Source organism: Paractinoplanes rhizophilus, assembly GCF_042664765.1.
Classification (GTDB): Bacteria; Actinomycetota; Actinomycetes; order Mycobacteriales; family Micromonosporaceae; genus Actinoplanes; species Actinoplanes rhizophilus.
Genome location: NZ_JBHTBJ010000001.1, coordinates 597,300 through 615,370 on the forward strand (window position 1 = coordinate 597,300; position 18,071 = coordinate 615,370).

16 protein-coding genes are annotated in these 18,071 nt (G+C 71.4%); 11 read left to right on the plus strand and 5 right to left on the minus strand.

Translation table 11 applies throughout. From position 1 onward, the window contains the following. The first annotated feature begins 6 nt into the window (after positions 1-6). Positions 7-1,197 (plus strand): zinc-dependent alcohol dehydrogenase, encoded by a 1,191-nt coding sequence (locus tag ACFQS1_RS02655; protein WP_378964299.1) that lies wholly within the window; start codon positions 7-9, stop codon positions 1,195-1,197. 22 nt (positions 1,198-1,219) lie between these two features. Here ACFQS1_RS02655 and ACFQS1_RS02660 read toward each other — a convergent pair whose 3' ends face one another. Continuing rightward, positions 1,220-1,429, minus strand: coding sequence for a hypothetical protein (locus ACFQS1_RS02660; protein WP_378964300.1), 210 nt, complete (start codon positions 1,427-1,429; stop codon positions 1,220-1,222). Between the two features lie 269 nt (positions 1,430-1,698). On the opposite strand from ACFQS1_RS02660, the gene ACFQS1_RS02665 reads away from it, so the two are divergent. Both ACFQS1_RS02665 and ACFQS1_RS02670 read left to right on the plus strand, forming a co-directional pair. Beyond that, complete coding sequence (locus ACFQS1_RS02665; protein ID WP_378964301.1) at positions 1,699-2,127, plus strand: YciI family protein; 429 nt, start codon at positions 1,699-1,701, stop codon at positions 2,125-2,127. Positions 2,128-2,174: 47 nt separating this feature from the next. Further along, positions 2,175-3,458 (plus strand): RNA polymerase sigma factor, encoded by a 1,284-nt coding sequence (locus ACFQS1_RS02670; RefSeq protein WP_378964303.1) that lies wholly within the window; start codon positions 2,175-2,177, stop codon positions 3,456-3,458. On the opposite strand, the gene ACFQS1_RS02675 is transcribed toward ACFQS1_RS02670, so the two are convergent. After that, positions 3,436-4,632, minus strand: a complete 1,197-nt coding sequence (locus tag ACFQS1_RS02675) for a family 1 glycosylhydrolase (protein ID WP_378964304.1) — start codon at positions 4,630-4,632, stop codon at positions 3,436-3,438. The two genes, ACFQS1_RS02670 and ACFQS1_RS02675, sit on opposite strands and share 23 nt — an antisense overlap. Positions 4,633-4,688: 56 nt before the next feature. Here ACFQS1_RS02675 and ACFQS1_RS02680 point away from each other — a divergent pair, with 56 nt between their 5' ends. Both ACFQS1_RS02680 and ku read left to right on the plus strand, forming a co-directional pair. Beyond that, complete coding sequence (locus tag ACFQS1_RS02680) at positions 4,689-6,107, plus strand: DNA polymerase domain-containing protein (RefSeq protein WP_378964305.1); 1,419 nt, start codon at positions 4,689-4,691, stop codon at positions 6,105-6,107. Positions 6,108-6,158: 51 nt separating this feature from the next. Next, on the plus strand, positions 6,159-7,160 hold the full coding sequence (gene ku / locus ACFQS1_RS02685; RefSeq protein WP_378964306.1) for a non-homologous end joining protein Ku: 1,002 nt from the start codon (positions 6,159-6,161) through the stop codon (positions 7,158-7,160). Between the two features lie 22 nt (positions 7,161-7,182). Here ku and ACFQS1_RS02690 read toward each other — a convergent pair whose 3' ends face one another. Continuing rightward, positions 7,183-7,800: a dihydrofolate reductase family protein gene (locus tag ACFQS1_RS02690; protein WP_378964308.1), complete on the minus strand. Its 618-nt coding sequence runs from the start codon at positions 7,798-7,800 to the stop codon at positions 7,183-7,185. Between the two features lie 107 nt (positions 7,801-7,907). After that, on the minus strand, positions 7,908-8,717 hold the full coding sequence (locus ACFQS1_RS02695) for an IclR family transcriptional regulator domain-containing protein (RefSeq protein WP_378964309.1): 810 nt from the start codon (positions 8,715-8,717) through the stop codon (positions 7,908-7,910). Positions 8,718-9,016: 299 nt separating this feature from the next. On the opposite strand from ACFQS1_RS02695, the gene ACFQS1_RS02700 reads away from it, so the two are divergent. The 6 genes from ACFQS1_RS02700 (at position 9,017) to ACFQS1_RS02725 (ending at position 17,413) form a co-directional block, all read left to right on the plus strand. Continuing rightward, positions 9,017-10,690 carry an amidohydrolase gene (locus tag ACFQS1_RS02700; RefSeq protein WP_378964310.1) on the plus strand — a complete coding sequence of 558 codons (1,674 nt, stop codon included), beginning with the start codon at positions 9,017-9,019 and terminating at the stop codon, positions 10,688-10,690. A 25-nt stretch (positions 10,691-10,715) separates the two neighbouring features. Beyond that, entirely contained in the window at positions 10,716-11,951 is a 1,236-nt protein-coding gene (locus tag ACFQS1_RS02705) for an amino acid ABC transporter substrate-binding protein (RefSeq protein ID WP_378964311.1), read from the plus strand. A gap of 61 nt (positions 11,952-12,012) precedes the next feature. Beyond that, a complete protein-coding gene (locus ACFQS1_RS02710) occupies positions 12,013-12,882 on the plus strand; it encodes a branched-chain amino acid ABC transporter permease (RefSeq protein ID WP_378964312.1) in 870 nt (289 codons plus the stop codon). Continuing rightward, on the plus strand, positions 12,879-15,413 hold the full coding sequence (locus ACFQS1_RS02715; protein WP_378964313.1) for a branched-chain amino acid ABC transporter ATP-binding protein/permease: 2,535 nt from the start codon (positions 12,879-12,881) through the stop codon (positions 15,411-15,413). The genes ACFQS1_RS02710 and ACFQS1_RS02715 overlap by 4 nt, the downstream gene beginning before the upstream one ends. Then, a complete protein-coding gene (locus tag ACFQS1_RS02720; RefSeq protein ID WP_378964314.1) occupies positions 15,406-16,119 on the plus strand; it encodes an ABC transporter ATP-binding protein in 714 nt (237 codons plus the stop codon). Before ACFQS1_RS02715 ends, ACFQS1_RS02720 begins: the two co-directional genes overlap by 8 nt. Further along, on the plus strand, positions 16,103-17,413 hold the full coding sequence (locus ACFQS1_RS02725) for a hypothetical protein (RefSeq protein WP_378964315.1): 1,311 nt from the start codon (positions 16,103-16,105) through the stop codon (positions 17,411-17,413). Before ACFQS1_RS02720 ends, ACFQS1_RS02725 begins: the two co-directional genes overlap by 17 nt. 48 nt (positions 17,414-17,461) lie before the next feature. Here the strand turns inward: ACFQS1_RS02725 and ACFQS1_RS02730 are convergent, their stop codons facing one another. After that, complete coding sequence (locus ACFQS1_RS02730; RefSeq protein ID WP_378964316.1) at positions 17,462-18,061, minus strand: hypothetical protein; 600 nt, start codon at positions 18,059-18,061, stop codon at positions 17,462-17,464. Positions 18,062-18,071 lie beyond the last annotated feature (10 nt).

Sequence of the window (18,071 nt, forward strand, 5' to 3'; positions counted from 1 at the left end):
GGAGACATGAGAGCTTTGACCTGGCAGGGCACCGGCAAGGTGTCGGTGGAGACCGTGGCCGACCCGAAGATCCAGGAGCCGACCGACGCGATCGTACGGATCACCTCGACCGCGATCTGCGGGTCGGACCTGCACCTGTACGACGTGCTCGGCATGTTCATCGACAAGGGCGACATCCTGGGGCACGAGCCGATGGGCGTGGTCGAGGAGGTCGGCGCCGAAGTCACCCACATCAGGCCCGGCGACCGGGTAGTGATCCCGTTCAACATCTCCTGCGGGCACTGCTGGATGTGCTCGCGCGGGTACTTCGCGCAGTGCGAGACTACGCAGAACAGCGACCAGCGCAAGGGCGCGTCGCTGTTCGGCTACACCAAGCTGTACGGGCAGGTGCCGGGCGGGCAGGCGGAGTACCTGCGGGTGCCGCAGGCCCAGTTCGGGCCGATCAAGGTGCCGGACGGGCATCCGGACGAGCGCTACCTGTTCCTCTCCGACGTGCTCACCACGTCGTGGCAGGCGGCCAGGTACGCCGACGTGACGCCGGGCGACACCGTCTTCGTCACCGGGCTCGGGCCGATCGGGCAGATGTGCGCCCGGATCGCCCGCCACCTCGGCGCCGCCCGGGTGATCGCCAGCGACAACGTGCCGGAGCGGCTGGCCATGGCGCGGCGGCACGGCATCGAGGTGATCGACACGTCGACGGTCGACGACGTGCCGGCCGCGGTGCTGGAGCTGACGTCGGGGCGCGGGGCCGACGGGGTCATCGAGGCGGTCGGCATGGAGGCGCACGGCGCGCCGCTGCAGGCGGCGGCGGTGAAGGCGGCTGGGATGCTGCCGGATCCGCTGGCGCGCAAGGCGATCGACACCTTCGGCATCGACCGGATGGCCGCGCTGACCGACGCGTTCGGCACGGTGCGGCGGGCCGGCACGGTGTCGATCATCGGGGTGTACGGCGGGCAGGCCGACCCGATCCCGATGATGGACCTGTTCGACAAGGGCGTGACGCTGCGGATGGGCCAGGCGCACGTCAAGCGCTGGGTGGACGACATCATGCCGCTGCTCACCGGCGACGGGGACCCGCTCGGCGTGGACGACCTGGTGACCCACCGGATGCCGCTCGAGCAGGCGCCGCACGCGTACGAGATCTTCAAGAACAAGGAGGACGGCTGCATCAAGGTGGTGCTCACCCCGGGCCGGTGAGCGCGGCTGCGGGCACCCGGACTCAGGCCGGCCGCGTGAACCGGCACGCGGCCGCCTTCACGGTCGTCCACCGCGGCCCGATCACCCGGCCGTCCTCGGCGATCTCGATGCCGTGGACGTCGTACCACGTCTCGCCGTCGTGCAGGCGCGGCCGGGACCAGTCGACGCTGTCGACGATCATCCGCAGCGGGCCGGTCCCGAAGAGATAGTCGCTCTCGTCGAATGTCGACACGCGCCCCGGCTCGTTCCGTGCTTCCATGGCCGACCCCGTCAGTTGCCCTAATCTTGATGAAAGTTTCCGGACGCCTTCAGCATGATGCACGAGCGTCTGCACGTGCATCTGCACGACGGTCAGGCGCACCTGTCCGGAAGGGCACCGCGGGTCATCCGTACGCACGAGGGCCGTACATCCGGCGGAAAAATTTCCGGCCGGGTGTCGAACGGGGCCGGCGCCGATCGACGCGTAGGTGAAAAGGCCACCCGGACACGAGGAGACGAGTCATGCGGTTCATGGTGATCACCAAGGCCACCGCCGAGAGCGAAGCCGGCCTGCCGGCCACCACCGAGGACATCGAGACGATGGGCGCCTTCATCGAGGAGATGATGAACGCCGGCGTGCTGCTGGCCGCCGAGGGCATCCACCCCAGCGCCAAGGGCGCCCGGATCTACTTCGACAACGACAAGACGACCGTGGTCGACGGCCCGTTCGCCGAGACGAAGGAGCTCGTCGGCGGGTTCTTCCTGGTCGAGACGAAGTCGCTCGAGGAGTGCGTGGAGTGGTTCAAGCGCTGCCCGGTCCAGCGCCCGGCCGGCGGGGAACCGGCCAACATCGAGATCCGGCAAGTCATCTCGGCCGACGATCTCGGCGACACGCTCACCCCCGAGCAGCGCGAGGTCGTGGCCCAGCGGGACGCGCAAGGCGCCTGGTAGGGGCGGGAGCCGGTTGTGCTCGATCGCGCGGTGGGATAGACCCAGGCGTGGCCACTGACACCCACCGCGCGATCGAGGCGGTCTGGCGGATCGAAGCACCCCGGCTGATCGCCGGGCTGACCCGGCTCGTCCGCGACGTCGGCACGGCCGAGGAGCTGGCCCAGGACGCGCTGGTCGCGGCCCTGGAGCAGTGGCCGGCCGAGGGCGTGCCCGGCAATCCGGGCGCGTGGCTGATGACCACCGCCAAACGGCGGGCCATCGACCAGCTCCGGCGCGACGAGACCTTCCGGCGCAAGGTCGCGGAGGTCGGCCGCGAGCTGAGGGAGTCGGCCCCGGACGTCGGCGCGTTGGTCGCCGAGGACGACGGCATCGGCGATGACCTGCTGCGGCTGGTGTTCGTGGCCTGTCACCCGGTGCTGTCCACCGAGGCCCGCGCCGCGCTGACCCTGCGGCTGCTCGGCGGGCTGAGCACCGGCGAAATCGCCCGGGCCTTCCTGGTGCCCGAGGCGACCGTGGCGCAACGGATCGTGCGGGCCAAGAAGACCCTGGCCAACGCCCGGGTGCCGTTCGAGGTGCCGCGCGGCGACGAGCTGGCGGCCCGGCTCTGTTCGGTCCTCGAGGTCATCTATCTGATCTTCAACGAGGGGTACTCGGCCACCGCCGGCGACGACTGGATGCGGCCGGGGCTGTGCGAGGACGCCCTGCGGCTGGGCCGGATCCTGGCCCGGCTGACCCCGCGCGAGCCCGAGGCGCACGGCCTGGTGGCGCTCATGGAGATCCAGGCCTCCCGGTCGCCCGCCCGCACCGGCCCGGGCGGCGAGCCGATCCTGCTGGCCGACCAGAACCGGGCGCGGTGGGATCTGCTGCTGATCCGGCGCGGGCTAGCCGCGCTGGACCGGGCCGAGGCGCTGGCCGGCGAGCCCGGCCCGTACGTGCTGCAGGCGGCGATCGCGGCCTGCCACGCCCGGGCCCGCCGCTTCGAGGACACCGACTGGGCGCGGATCGCCGGGCTCTACGAGCGACTGGCCCGGGCGATGCCGTCCCCGGTGGTCGAGCTGAACCGCGCGGTGGCGCTGTCCATGGCGTACGGGCCGGAGGCCGGGCTGGCGCTGCTGGACCAGCTGACGGCCGTGCCCGCCCTGCGCAGTTACCACCTGCTGCCCAGCGTGCGCGGCGACCTGCTGGCCAAGCTGGGCCGGCCCGGCGAGGCCCGGGCGGAGTTCGAGCGGGCCGCGTCGCTGACCCGCAACGAACGGGAACGCACCCTGCTGCTGAACCGGGCCGCCGGCTGCGATCCGGGCGCGCCGGTCAGCCGGCCCGCTCGGCCCTGACCAGCGCGGCGTAGGCGGCGGCGCTCGGTTTCGGCCGGCGGGCGAAAGTTTCCCGGTCGACGGTGTGCAGGCCCAGCTTCGGGCCGTACCCGTACATCCACTCGAAGTTGTCCATCAGCGTCCAGTGGATGTAGCCGAGCACCGGGACGCCGTCGGCCATCGCCGCCTTGAGGCCCGGCAGGGACTGCTCGATGAACGCGGCCCGCTTCGCGTCGTCCTCGGTGTTGATGCCGTGCTCGCTCACCAGGATCGGCACCCCGGCCCGGGCGTGGGCGTAGCGCACGCACTCGCCCAGCGAGCGCGGGTCCACTTCGGACGGCACGATGCGCGCCTTGCCGTCGTAGTACTGCCGCTCGTAGTTCTGCACGCCGAGGAAGTCGTCCTCGCGGGCCAGCTCCAGCCACCGGCCGTACACCTCGGCGCGCTTGCGGTCGCGCACCGACGGGTCGTCGCGACCGCGAACCTGGTCGTCGACCATCGCGAGGGAGAAGCCGAGCGGCAGGTCGGGGCGGCGCGCCTTGACGGCCGCGCGGGCGGCGCGATGGCCGGCCGCCATCCCGTCCGCCATGGCGTCGAACTCCTCGGGCAGCATGACGTTCGCGAGGCGGTAGCGGGGCACGCCGGCCGCGGCGCCGGCGGCCGCGAGGGTGGCACGTTCGAGATCGCGTACGGAATCGGGAATCGCCGTCCAGGACAGCAGCCGCGGCAGGTTGGGCTCGTTCAGGGTGACGCCGGCGGCGATCCGGTCGCCGAAGGCGGCCATCACCCGGTCGCAGTAGCGGGCGAAAAGCCCGGGCGCCGCCGGGTCGAGCCACGCGCCCCGGGCCGCGAACCAGTGCGGCGACGTCATGTGGTTGAACGTCACGATCGGCGCCAGCCCGCGCTCGCGGCATCGGTCGGCGACCGCCGCGTAGTGCCCCAGCGCCGCCGCGTCGAACTCACCCTCCCGCGGCTCGACCCGCGCCCACTCGACGGAGAACCGGTAGGCGTTCAGCCCCATCGCGGCGACCATGTCGACGTCCTCGCGCCAGCGGGCGTACCCGTCGCAGGCCGTGCCGGACCGCTCGCGAAACACCGTGGGTTCCACGTTCTCGGCGAACCAGGTGTCGGCGGCGGTGTTGTCGCCCTCGATCTGGTGACCGGCCGTCGCGACACCCCACAGGAAGATCGTCATCGGCGCATCGCACCAGCAACCGGGATGGCGGGTCAAGAGTGGGGTATACCTGCGTCATGACTCGCCGCTTCGTCGTCCAGCGTCATCGGGCCCGGCGGCTGCACTACGACTTCCGGCTCGAGGTGGCCGGCGCGCTGGCGAGCTGGGCGGTGCCCAAGGGGCCGACGCTCGACCCGAAAGTGCGCCGGGCCGCGTTCCAGGTCGAGGACCACCGGCTCGGCTACGGCGATTTCGAGGGCGTGCTGCCGGCCGGGCGCTACGGCGCCGGCGATGTGATCGTCTGGGACAACGGCACCTGGGAGCCGCACGACACCGACGATCCGGCCGCGTCGCTGGCCGCCGGCGAGCTGCATTTCGACGTGTACGGCGAAAAGTTGCGCGGCCGTTTCGTGCTGGTCCGCACCCGGCCCGGCAAGGACGGCAAGGACGAGTGGCTGCTGCTGCACAAGCGCGACGAGTACGCGGTCAGCGGCTGGGATCCGGAGGAGCATCCGCTGTCGGTGCTCAGCGGCCGCACCAACGACGAGGTGGCCCGGGTCCCGCCGGACGGCGGGCTGGCCGGCCTCGACGAGCTGAAGCAGGGCGGCACGTGGGAGGTCTTCGGGCGCGCGCTGCGCGTCACCAACCTCGACAAGGTGCTGTTTCCCGGGGATCCGCCAATCACCAAGCGCGAGTTTCTCCGCTACACCGCCCAGATCGCGCCGACGCTCGTGCCCTACCTGGCCCGCCGCGCCCTCAACATGCATCGCTATCCCGACGGCGCCGGGTCGAAGGGCTTCTGGCAGAAGGAGCTGCCCGAGCACGCCCCCGATTGGCTGGCCCGCTGGGACAACCCCGACGCGGATCCCGGCGAGACCCGCACCTATCTGGTCGTCGACGAGCCGGCCGCGCTGGTCTGGGCGGCCAACTTCGGCGCGCTGGAATGGCATCCGTGGACCTCGCGGGTGACGGCGCCGCGCGAGCCGACGTACGCGCTCATCGACCTCGACCCGGGCGTCGCCACCCGGTGGGAAGACGTGCTCGCGCTCGCCCGGCTGCACCGGACGGCGTTCGAGCACCTCGGGGTCGAGGCCCGCGCGAAGGTGACGGGCCGGCGCGGCATCCAGATCTGGGTGCCGATCCAGGCCGGGCCGGGCTTCGACGAGACCCGGGCCTGGGTGGAGGGGCTTTCGCGTACGGTCGGGGCGGTCCTGCCGGAACTGGTCAGCTGGAAGTGGCAGCGCAGCGACCGGGGCGGCCGGGCGCGGCTGGACTACACCCAGAACGCGATCAACAAGACGCTCGTCGCGCCGTACAGCCCTCGTCCCGCGGCCGGGGCGCCGGTCTCCGCGCCGATCGACTGGGCCGAGCTGGACGATCCCGGCCTGCGGCCGGACGGCTTCACGATCCGCACGATCCTGCCCCGGCTCGCGGCACGCGGGGACCTGTTCCGGGACGTGCTCGACCATCCGCAGCGGCTGCCACCGCTGTCCTGATTCGTTCCTGATTCGTTCGAGATTCGTTCCTGATTCGCTCGAGGAGGCGTCATGGCACGGCCCATCTGGACCGGGGCGATCACGTTCGGGCTGGTCTCGGTGCCGGTCCGGCTCTACTCGGCCACCCACGAGCACGAGGTGTCGTTCCACCAGTTCGAGAAGGACACCACCGACCGGATCCGCTACAAGCGGGTGAACGAGCGCACCGGCAAGGAGGTCGACTACGACGACATCGTCAAGGGCGCCGACGTCGGTGGCGGCAAGTACGTGATGCTGGACGCCGACGAGCTCGACTCGGTGGCGCCGGGCCGGTCGCGCAGCCTGCAGATCGACCGGTTCGTGGACCTCGGCGACATCGACCCGATCTATTACCAGAAGACGTACTACCTCGGGCCGGGCGGCGAGGACACGGCCAAGGTCTATGGGCTGTTGCGGGACGCGATGACCGACGCCAACCGGGCCGCGATCGGGACGCTGGTGATGCGCGGCAAGGAGTACCTGGCGGCGATCCGGGCCGAGGGCAACCTGCTGGTGCTGCAGACGATGTACTTCGCCGACGAGGTGCGCGACCCCGAGGACGAGATCGAGGGGCTGCCGCGCAAGGGTGCCGCCAAGAAGAGCGAGCTCAGCATGGCGCAGCAGCTCATCGACTCGATGGCGGGCGCGTGGAAGCCGGCCGACTTCCGCGACACCTACACCGACCGGGTCCACAAGCTGATCGAGCAGAAGAAGGCGGGCGAGGAGGTCACCGTGTCCGAGCCGGCGCCGGAGCCGACCAACGTCACCGACCTGTTCGACGTGCTCAAGCGCAGCGTGGAGAACGCGCAGAAGCAGCGCGGGAAGTCGTCGTCCTCGTCTTCCTCATCTTCCTCGTCGCGTTCCTCGTCGCCGGCGAAATCTTCCTCGTCGCGTTCCTCATCGCCGGCGAAATCTTCCTCGTCGCGTTCCACGTCGCCGGCGAAGAAGACGGCCGCCAAGAAGACGGCCGCCAAGAAGACCGCGGCCAAGAAAGCACCGGCGAAGAAGGCCGCGGCGCGGAAGAAGGCGTCCTAGTCTGTGTCGAAGGCGGGGCCGGTCAGGCCTCCTCGGCCGGCAGCTGGTCCTTGACCTCGTCGTAGGCCACCTTCGCCGGGGTCTCGGCGGGCGCGTAGATCACCCGGAGCACGCCGGTCGGGAAGGCCTCGCTCGCGACCACGGTCAGGTGGTATGGCGTGTCGCCCTCGTCGAACAGCCGCCGCCCCTTGCGTGCCGCCACCGGGTGCACCAGCAGCCGCAGCTCGTCGAGCAGTCCCGCGGCGAGCAGCTGCTGCACCACCGAGATCGAGCCGGGGATCAGGACGCCCTGCACGGCGGGATCGGACTTGAGCCGGGCGACCGTCTCGAGCAGATCGCCGTCCAGCAGCTCCGAGTTGCGCCAGGTGAGCTCCAGCGGCTGGCGGGAGACGACAATTTTCCGCAGGTCGCCGAGATGTTTCGCCATGTTCGCGTCCGGGCCACCGGCCGTTTCCCGGTCCGGCCACGCCCCGGCGAAGCTGTCGTAGGTGACCCGCCCGATGAGCAGCACGTCGGAGGTGTCGTAGTCCTCGGTCACCGCCCGGCCCATGTTCTCGTCGAAGTACGGAAAGTGCCAGTCGGGGTCGATCTCGGCCACCCCGTCGGCGGAGATGAACAGGGTGGAGATGACCTTGGCCATGACATTCGTCCCTTCGTCGCGTTCGTGTGACGGGATGGACCGGCGGCACATCCGGAACTCATCGGTCTGCGCAGGATTTCACCGGACCGGCGACCGGTCAACGGACCTCAGGAGGCCGGGATCTCACTCTGCGGACGCGATTGCCAGCGGGCCCAATCGGCCTCGATCGCCGCGGCCGCCTCGCGCAGCAGCGGCAGGTACTCGTCGACGAGCGTACGGATCTCGGTCTCGCCCGCGTTGACCGTCACGTTCATCGCCGCCCGCACCTCGCCGGAGCCGTCGCGCACCGGCACCGCGATCGACCGCACCCCCGGCGCCAGCTCGTTGTCGGCGATCGCCCAGCCCTGCGCGTGCACCTGGCAGAGCAGGTCGTGCAGTTGCGCGGCGGCCGGCGGCCCGGCCCACGGGCGCACCCCGGACCGGCTGGGCACGGCCAGCACCTCGGCGGCCCGCTCGAGCGACATCCCGGCGAGCAGCACCTTGCCCTGGGAGGTCGCCAGGGCCGGGAACCGGGTGCCGAGCTCCACCCGCAACGCGATGATCTTCGGAACCGCGACCCGGGCCGTGTAGACGATGTCCGAGCCGTCGAGCTCGGTCATCGACGACGACTCGCCGGTGCGGGCGACCAGCGCCGCCAGGTGCGGCCGGGCGAGATCCCAGAGGGTCTGCGACCCGATGCAGGCCATGCCGAGATCGAGCACCCGCGGGGTCAGCTCGAACCCGCCGCCGGCCGGCCGGACGTAGCCGAGCTCGCGCAGCGTCAGCAGGAACCGCCGCGCGGTCGGCCGGGTCAGGCCGCTGGCCGCCGCGACCTGGCTCAGCGTCGGGCGCGGGCACTGCGCGCTGAACACCCGCAGCACGTCGAGGCCGCGCGCCAGGGCCTCGATGAAGTCGGGGCCTTCGCCGCGCTCGGGCATGGCTCCCCCATGTGGTCAGTCGAACCGCTCGTCCGTTCAGCGAACATCAGTCCGCCCAGTGAAGCAAATGTTTCCGGTTGAAGTCTTGACGGTTCTCGCGGGTCGGCGCATTGTGATGTCACTCCCGTCCGCCTGACGGACGCTCGTCCGACACCAGACCACACCTCCACCGGCCCGCCGTCGCGGCAACCCCGCCCCGGCGCCGGCCGATGGCGTACGCCCGGATGCGCCCGCCCCCGCGTCCGGGCCGTCCCACAACCGATTCTCTGCGCCGAAAGGCAGAAGAGGTGTCGAAAGCAATGACCATCTCCCGCCGTACCGTCCTCCGTAACGGCGCCGTGGCCGGGGCGGCCGCGGCAGCCGCCGCCGTCACCGGGACCACGCCCGCCCACGCCCACCAGGACTTCAAGGACGGCCGCCTCAGCGCCGACCTGGTCCTGCACAACGGCCGGATCCACACGATGGACCGGCGCAACCGGATCGCGTCGGTCGTCGCGATCAAGGACAGCCGGATCGTCTACGTCGGCACCGACGAGCGGACCGCCAAGCGGGCCTTCGACGGCAACCCGCGGACGATCAACCTGCGTGGCCGCACCGTCGTGCCGGGCCTGATCGACTGCCACAACCACATCGTCCTGATGGGAAACCGGCCCGGGTACCACACGCCGCTGGAGAACGCCTACTCCATCGCCGACGTGCAGAAAACTTTCCGGGAGCGGGCCAAGAAAGTTCCGGCCGGCAAGTTCATCACCACCATCGGCGGGTTCCACTTCAACCAGTTCCAGGAAGTGCGGCTGCCCACCCTGGCCGAACTCGACAAGGCGCTGCCGCACCACCCCGCGTACGTCAGCATCGGTTTCAGCGGCCCGAGCGTGACCAACAGCCTCGGCAAGAAGTTCTTCGAGGCGGCCGAGATCCCGGTGACCGTCGGCGCGGACGGCTCGATCGCCGGCGGCGCCGAGACCGGCAAGGCCACCCTCGCGCTGCGCCGCACGCTGACCTTCGACGACCGGGTGCGCAGCACGCTCGACGCGATGGCGTACGCCGCGCAGATGGGCGTCACCACCCACCTCGACCAGGGCGCGTTCCAGGCCACGAACACGCCCTCGGACGGCGCCGCGCACGAGGACAACTACGCGATGCACCTGCCTTTCCTGCGCGTGTACGACGAGGGCCGCGGCATCGTCCGGCTGCGCATCAACTTTCTGCACCAGGACACCGACACCAACGTCACCACGCTGACCAACCGGATCCAGAACGCCTTCAAGTTCTTCGGCAACGACATGGTCCGTACGGGTGCCATCGGCGAATTCATCGCGGCCAGTTACTTCGGCGGCCCGGTCTTCCTCGAGGCGGCCCGCCGGTCGGCGAAAGCCGGCTGGCGGATCGAGGTGCACTCGCTGTCGGGCAGCGACTTCCAGACCCAGATCCAGGCGTTCGAGACGGTTCACGCCGAGGTCGGCGTCCAGGACCTGCGCTGGGTGGTCGCGCACGTCCCGCAGATCACCGGAGAGTACGTCAACCGGCTCAAGGCGATCGGCGGCGGCGTCAACCTGACCGGCTGGCAGTACCTGGCCGGCAACGGCCCGCAGTCCGGCCCGCCGTTCCGCATGATCGTCGACAACGGCATCCCGGCCGGCATGAGCTCGGACGGCATGCAGATCGCGCCGATGAACCCCTGGATACACGCCTACTATGCGACCACGGGCCGCAACGCCCGCGGCGTGCAGATCAACCCCAACCAGCAGATCACCCGGCCGGAGCTGCTGGCCCTCTACACCCGGGCCAACCAGTGGTTCCTCGGCGGCGAGGACGAGCAGCTGCTCGGCTCGCTCGAGGTCGGCCGGCTCGGCGACCTCGTGGTGCTCAACGACGACTACTTCACCGTTCCGGCCGAGGGCCTCAAAAAGATCCGCTCCGTGCTGACGGTCGTCGGCGGAGCGGTGGTCCACGACACCGGCGACTGCCGCTAAATTTCGCCAGGAAGGGCACAGTCATATGCGCAGACGATCCTTCACCGCACTCGCGACCGTCGTCGCCCTGTCCGTCGCTGTCGCCGGCTGCAACCGGGGCGGTGACGAGGCCGGCGACAGCGACCCCATCGTGGTCGGCTCGACCCTCTCGCTGACCGGCGCGTTCGCCGCCACCGGGGCGATCCACAAGGTCGCCGGCGAGGAGTTCGTGGACCGGCTCAACGCGGCCGGCGGCCTGCTCGGCCGCAAGGTCGAGTGGAAGGTCGTCGACGACCAGTCCGACCAGTCCAAGGTGAGCCAGCTCTACGAGCGGCTGATCAGCCAGGACAAGGTGGACCTGCTGATGGGCCCGTACGCCACCCCGAACATCCTGTCCGCGATGGCGGTGGCCCAGCGGCACGGCTACGTGCTCCCCCAGCACACCGCCGTGCTCGCGCCGCAGCTCACCTACGAGTGCCAGTTCCCGGCCTGGTCGATCGGCCCGACGCCGAACTCGTTCATCCCCAACCAGCTGTTCGACGCGGTCGCCACGCTGAACCCGGCGCCCAAGAAGATCGCCGTGCTGACCAGCCAGAGCGGCTCGGCGGCGTTCGTCTCGGACGGCTTCGGCGACGACAAGGCCGGCGTGCTCAGCATCGCCAAGGAGCGCGGCCTCGACGTGGCGGTGAACGTGCACTACCCGCCGACCACCACCGACTGGGCGCCGATCGCCACCCAGGTGCGCGACGCGAACCCCGACCTGGTCATCGACAACGGGCTCGGCGTCGACGCGGTCAACATCCTCACCGCGATGAAGCAGCTCAACTACACGCCCAGGAAGATGTTCGCGCTCTTCCCGGCGCCCGGCCCGCTGCTGGCCGCCGGCGCGCAGGCCGAGGGCATGCTGTCGGTGTCGATGTTCGAGCCGAACCAGGCGACGCTGGCGAAGCTGCCGCCCGAGGCGACCGAGATCGTCAACGACTTCACCAAGCGGGCGACCGCCGCGAAACTTCCGTACACGGTCTTCGAGACCCAGGCCACCGCGTCCTGGAACGCCTGGCAGATCCTGACCGAGGGGGTCAAGGCGGTCAATGGCACCGACCAGAAGAAAATTTGCGACGCCCTGCACGAAAAAGGCGTCGACACGACCTTCAGCGGCCATCTGACGTTCGACCCGAAGGACCACAACTTCTGGCCGACCACCCAGACGCTCAAGCAGATCCAGAACGGGGACTGGGTGACCGTCTGGCCGGCCGACAAGGCCGCCGCGCCGATCAAGTGATTTTGGTGGCGGCCGCTCTCCCGCGGCCGCCACCTTCTTCTTCCTCAGAGGTGGACTCCGCATGAATGTCGTCCAGGCCATCCTCAGCGGCGCGCTGATCGGTGGCCTCTATGCCCTGATGGCCCTCGGGCTCTCCGCCACCTGGGGCGTGCTGCGGATCATCAACCTGGCCCACTTCGGGCTGATCCTCATCGGCGCCTACCTCACTTATCAACTCGCCACGTCGTGGCAGATCGACCCGCTGCTCACGCTGGTGGTCACGGTGCCGGTCCTGTTCGTGGCGGGCGCCGGCCTGCAGTGGCTGTTCGACCGGCTGGCGGTGAGCGAGTTCAACTCGCTGCTGATCAGCTTCGGCCTGCTGATCATCACGATCCAGGTGGCCGCGAACATCTGGAGCGCGGACTTCCGGCGGATGACCGCCGGCATCAACCCGTACGCCACCGAGTCGGTGTCGCTGGGCCGCCTGGTCTTCCCGGTCAGCACGCTGCTCGGTTTCGTGCTCGCCGGACTGGTCGTGCTCGGCGCGCACCTGGCGCTGCGGCGCACGTTCGGCGGCCGGGCGCTGCGGGCCGTCGCCCAGGACAGCGCGGTGGCCGGCGCCTTCGGGATGAACCATCGGCGGCTCAGCCTGGTGCTCGGCGGCCTGTCCGGGGCGACCGCGGCGCTCGCCGGGACGATTTTCGCGCTCGGCAACGCGATGACGCCGGAGACGGCGTACGAATGGTTCGGCATCGTTTTCGCGGTCGTCATCCTCGGCGGCATCGGCGAGGTGGCCGGCACCTTCGCGGCCGGCATCCTGGTCGGCGTTCTCTCCGGGGTGGTGTCGGTGGTGTGGTCCCCCGCGACCGCGCCGTTCGTGCTGTTCACGGCCATCATCCTGGCCCTGCTGCTGCGGCCTCGCGGGCTCTTCGCATTGGGGGCGGTCCGATGAAGTCGCTTTCCGTGGCGGTCGTCGCCCTGCTGGCGCTGGGGTTCACCGAAATACCGTCCTTCTACCTGGTGCTGATCGGCACGATCTGTTTCTGGATCGCGCAGACCACCAGCTGGAACCTGCTCTCCGGCTACGCCGGCTACTTCAGCTTCGGGCAGGCCGCGTATGTGGGGGTCGGCGCCTACACGACCGCGGTGCTCACCGGCCGGCACGGCGTCAACTTCTTCTGGACGCTGCCGCTGGCCGCCCTCCTGTGCGGACTGCTGGCGCTCGGGATCGGGGCGGTGGCGTTCCGGCTCGGCTCGCTGCGCGGGGAAATTTTCGCGCTGCTGACGCTCGCCGTGCCGTTCATCCTTTCCGCCTTCGCCCGCATCAATCGCGACATCGACGGCGGGCAGGGCACCACGGTGCCGCCGCCGTCCGCCTTCGGCGACTTCCAGCAATTCCAGTACATCCTGGCGGTCCTGGTCGCGGCGGTCGCGGTGTTCTTCGCGTACGGGGTGCAGCACAGCCGCGCCGGATCGGCCCTGACCGCCATCCACGACGACGAGGACGTCGCCGAGGTGCTCGGCGTGCCCACCTACCGGTACAAGATGCTCGCCATCGTGGCCGGCGGGGTGATCGGCGGGCTGGGCGGCAGCGTGTACGCGCTGCAGATCGGCTTCGTGACCGTGGAAAGCGTCTTCGGCCTCACGATTCCGCTGTTCGTCATCGTGATGGCGGTGCTGGGCGGCCGCACGCACTGGCTCGGCCCGGTGATCGGCGCGGTGCTGATCGTGGTGCTGCAGGACCGGCTCTCGTCCTACGGCCTCGAGGAGTGGAACGCCATCATCCTCGGCGCCGTGCTCGCGGTCCTGGTCGCGATCGCGCCGAACGGCCTCTACAGCCGCTTGCGGGCCCGGCCGTGGCTGTCGCTGGCGGCTTTCCTGGTGGTGGGCGGCGTCCTCGGCATCGTCAACGTCTGGGGCGAGGAACTCGACTGGGTCCTCGCCGGCATGCTGGCCGCCGCCCTCGTCGCCGTCGCAAGCAGCCACTTGCCCGCACGCGCCCGCCGCCCAGCCACCCCCTCACCCGCTCCCACCCCCTCACCCTCACTCTCACCCGCCCCCGCTCCCGCTGCCACTCCCGCTCCCGCTCCCGCTGCCACTCCCGCTCCCGCTCCGGCCGCCGCTCCCGCTCCCGCTCCGGCCGCCGCTCCCGCCCCCGCTACCGCTCCGGCTCCCGCTCCCGCTCCGGCTCCCGCTCCGGCCGCCGCTCCCGCTCCCGATCTTGATGAGCTGCCGCTCACAGCCCACGCAAACTCATCAACATCGCGCGGGCCCGCCTCCGCCGCGCCCGATCTTGATGAGGTGGCGCTCGCGACGCACGCCAACTCATCAACATCGCGCGAGCCCGCCCCCGCCGCGCCCGCCGCGCCCGGGCCCTTGCCCGATCATGATGAGCCGGCGCTCGGGACGCACGCCAACTCATCAACATCGCGCGAGCCCGCCCCCGCCGCACCCGCGCCCGCGGCACCCGCGGCACCCGCGCCCGCGCCCGCGCCCGCGGCACCCGCGCCCGATCTTGATGAGCTGCCGCTCGGGGCGCACGCCAACTCATCAACATCGCGCGAGCCCGCCCCCGCCACGCCCGATCATGATGAGCTGCCGCTCGGGGCGCACGCCAACTCATCAACATCGCGCGCGCCCGCCCCCGCCGCGCCCGCCCCCGCTGCGCCCGTCCCAGCTGCGCCCGGGCGCGATCTTGATGAGGTGGCGCTTGGGGGGCACGCCAACTCATCGACGTCGGGTGGCGCGCCGGGCGCGGTGCTGATCGAGTGCCGCGGCGTGGCCAAGCGCTTCGGCGGCGTGCACGCGCTCGACGACGTCAGCCTCGACATCCGCGCGGGTGAGCTGATCGGGCTGGTAGGGCCGAACGGATCCGGCAAGACGACGCTCATCAACCTGCTGTCGGGCACGTACCGGCCGAACGCCGGCACGATCCGGGTCGGCGGCGTCGGCACCGCGAAACTTTCCCCGCACGAGATCGCGCACGTCGGGCTGGCCCGCACGTACCAGATCCCGAAGCCGTTCGCCTCGATGACCGTGCGGGACAACGTCGCCACCGCCATCATGTTCGGCCGCCGGGCGCACTCGCTGCGGGAAGCACGTCCCCTGGCCGAGAAACATCTTGCGACAGTTTCGCTGGGGCACCTCGCGGACGCGTACCCGATGAATCTGACTCTCCATCAACGCCAGCTGCTGGAGATGGCCCGGGCGATCGCCGCGGAACCCCAGGTGCTGCTGCTCGACGAGGCCCTCGCCGGGCTCAACCCGGCCGAGGTCGACAACGCGGTCCAGGTCGTGCGGCGCATCCACGCCGGCGGCATCACCATCGTCATCGTCGAGCACCTGCTGCGGGTGCTCAACCAGCTCGCCACCCGGATCGTCGTGCTCGACCGCGGCACCGTGCTGGCCGACGGCGAACCGCGCGCCGTGATGAGCGATCCCGAGGTCGTGAAGGCGTATCTGGGAAGGCAGGCCCATGTCTGACGTCTTGGAAGTCGAGAGCCTCGACGTCCGTTACGGCGACGCGCGCGCCCTGTGGGACGTGGCGCTGCGGGTCGGCGCCGGCGAAACGGTGTGCGTGGTCGGCCCGAACGGCGCGGGCAAGTCCACATTGGTCAACGCCATCGCCGGCATTCACCGCGCGACCGCCGGCCGGATCGCGGTCAACGGCGCCGAGACCACCGCGCTGCCCGGCCATCGGGTTTGCGCGCATGGGGTCGCGATAGTTCCCGAAGGCCGGCGCATCTTTCCGCGCATGACCGTCGCCGACAACCTTATGCTCGGCGCGTACCGGCGCGGCGCCCGCCCGGGCTTCAAGGCCACGCTCGGCACCGTGCACGAGCTCTTCCCCCGGCTGGCCGAGCGCTCCGGTCAGCTGGCCGGCAACCTCAGCGGCGGCGAGCAGCAGATGCTCGCGATCGGCCGCGCGCTGATGGCCAAGCCGGCCCTGCTGCTGCTCGACGAGCCGTCGCTGGGCCTCGCGCCGGTCCGGGTCGACGAGGTCTACGACGCGATCCGGCGCATCGTGTCCTCCGGCGTCAGCGTCGTCGTGGTCGAGCAGGACGTCGAACGCGCTCTCGCCATCGCCGATCGGGCCTATCTGCTCGGCGAGGGGAGGGTGGTGGCGTCCGGCCCGGCCGCGTCGATGCGCGACAGCGAAGAGGTGCGCCGCAGTGTGCTCGGGCTGTGAGCCGCTGCAAATTTCCGGCCGTCGGGTCGTCGTCGACGGCCATCCCATCTGCGCCGGCTGTGGTGCCGCCGCCGTCCCCAGTGGACCGGCGCGGTGGCGGCACCTTTCGCCCGGTGAGCCCTACCCCTTCGATTCGCCCTGGCTGCGGCCTCCCGGCTGGGCCGAGTTCGCCTCGCTGACAACTTTCGCGGCCTACGCCGCGCGATGCCCCGACGTCGTGGTCACCGAGGGCGAGTGGCGCACGGCCCGGGCGCGTTTTGCCGCGTACGCCGAAAGCCTCGGCCGCCTCCCCCTCGCCGAGCTGGTCGGCCTGCTGGCCGGCGGCCCGCCCGGCCCGGGGCCGCTGCGCATCCCGTCCGGCGTCGCCCGGGTCCTCGACCTCGACGCCCGGCGGCGCGAGCTCGCCTCGCTGTACTCGTGGGCGATCCCCTCCCCCGCCGCGCTCGGCCTGCTCGCCTCCTACGGCCCGCTGCTGGAGTCCGGCGCGGGCACCGGCTATTGGGCGTCGCTGCTGGCCGCCGACGGCGTCGATGTCGTCGCGACCGACATCGACCCGCCCGGCCGCGCCGACAACCCCTACCACCGGGCCGGCCGAACCTGGTTCCCGGTCGCGGCCCGGCCGGCGGTCGACGCGGTGCGCGCCCACCCCGGCCGTACGCTGCTGCTGTGCTGGCCACCGCCGGCCGACGACGCGGCCGGGTACGCGGCGGTCCGCGCCTACCGGGGCGACCACGTGCTGCTGATCGGCGGCGACGAGGACGGCCCGGCCGGCACCCCGCGCCTGCACCGCGAGCTCGATCTCAATTGGACGGTCACCGAGGAGCTGGCGCTGCCGTCGTGGCCCGGCATCCCCGACCGCCTCACGGTCTGGCGGCGAAACAGCCGGCGGCTTCCGCTCCGCGCCCGCGACCGCTGCCCCGAGTGCGCCCGCTTCGTGCCGACCGGCGAGACCGGCCGCTGCGACCGATGCGTCGCCGCCCGCCCCGCGGCGCTGACGACGTGGCCGGGCGGACGCCGCGTGGAATACACCGCGGCGGCGCTGGCGGGCATGCCGCCGGCATTACGGGAGGCCCTCCGGCGGTCGGCCCAGACGTTCGGTGGCCGCGATGGGCCCGCGAGCACGGGCGGCGCGGATGGCTTGGGCGGCGCAGGCACCACGGGCACCGCGGGCGGCGCGGGTACCACGGGCGGCGCGGGCACCACGGGCGGCGCGGGCACCACGGGCGGCGCGGGCACCACGGGCGGCGCGGGCGGCGCGGGCACCACGGGCGGCATGGCACCACGGGCGGCGTAGGCCGCGCTGGGAGCGATGCCCTGAGGCCGGTGTCCGGCGCTCGGGTCGTCAGCTGAAGCGTTCGGTGGTCACCGGGATCAGGCCGTGGGCGCGGAGGGCGGCGGTCAATTCGCGCAGCAGAGGCTCGACAGTGCCGGGCGGACCGGCGAGGCCGGCGGTCACGTCCAGGGCCCAGCCGATTCCGTTGCCGACGCGGCGTAGCTTCCACGAATACGCGTCGGCGCCGATCCGGCGGCTGCCGGACGCCAGGTCGGCGGGTGGCTCGGGCCGGGGGTCCTTGGCGAAGAGCACGCGGTAATGGCGGTTCGCGTCGCGGGACGGGCCGAGGCGCAACGGGGGCGCGCTCGCGAGCGGAGCGAAGTCGGTCAGCTCGGCGCGCAACTCATCCTCCGCGGGCAGGTCGCCGCCACCGAATTGGCGGAAGGCATCCGCCGCCGCGGCGCGCGCGACCGGGGTGGCACGGGCCAGCTGTGCTTTGTCCGTACGCATCAAAAGACCGAACGACGCCGCGGCGCGCCACCTCGGTCCGGCCACCGACCAGATCGCGGCCTTGAGGCCGGTCGTGGCGCCGTCGGCGTCGCGGGTGAACTCCTCGACGAGGACGCCCGCGGGGTCGGTGAGCAGGTAGTAGTCGAGGCTGTCAGACATCGGCCCATCC

Coding starts and splice junctions, on each gene's coding strand:
- ACFQS1_RS02655 (WP_378964299.1), top strand. CDS start 7: ATGAGAGCTTTGACCTGGCAGGGCACCGGCAAGGTGTCGGTGGAGACC.
- ACFQS1_RS02665 (WP_378964301.1), top strand. CDS start 1,699: ATGCGGTTCATGGTGATCACCAAGGCCACCGCCGAGAGCGAAGCCGGC.
- ACFQS1_RS02675 (WP_378964304.1), bottom strand. CDS start 4,632: ATGACGATCTTCCTGTGGGGTGTCGCGACGGCCGGTCACCAGATCGAG.
- ACFQS1_RS02680 (WP_378964305.1), top strand. CDS start 4,689: ATGACTCGCCGCTTCGTCGTCCAGCGTCATCGGGCCCGGCGGCTGCAC.
- ku (WP_378964306.1), top strand. CDS start 6,159: ATGGCACGGCCCATCTGGACCGGGGCGATCACGTTCGGGCTGGTCTCG.
- ACFQS1_RS02690 (WP_378964308.1), bottom strand. CDS start 7,800: ATGGCCAAGGTCATCTCCACCCTGTTCATCTCCGCCGACGGGGTGGCC.
- ACFQS1_RS02695 (WP_378964309.1), bottom strand. CDS start 8,717: ATGCCCGAGCGCGGCGAAGGCCCCGACTTCATCGAGGCCCTGGCGCGC.
- ACFQS1_RS02700 (WP_378964310.1), top strand. CDS start 9,017: ATGACCATCTCCCGCCGTACCGTCCTCCGTAACGGCGCCGTGGCCGGG.
- ACFQS1_RS02705 (WP_378964311.1), top strand. CDS start 10,716: ATGCGCAGACGATCCTTCACCGCACTCGCGACCGTCGTCGCCCTGTCC.
- ACFQS1_RS02710 (WP_378964312.1), top strand. CDS start 12,013: ATGAATGTCGTCCAGGCCATCCTCAGCGGCGCGCTGATCGGTGGCCTC.
- ACFQS1_RS02715 (WP_378964313.1), top strand. CDS start 12,879: ATGAAGTCGCTTTCCGTGGCGGTCGTCGCCCTGCTGGCGCTGGGGTTC.
- ACFQS1_RS02720 (WP_378964314.1), top strand. CDS start 15,406: ATGTCTGACGTCTTGGAAGTCGAGAGCCTCGACGTCCGTTACGGCGAC.
- ACFQS1_RS02730 (WP_378964316.1), bottom strand. CDS start 18,061: ATGTCTGACAGCCTCGACTACTACCTGCTCACCGACCCCGCGGGCGTC.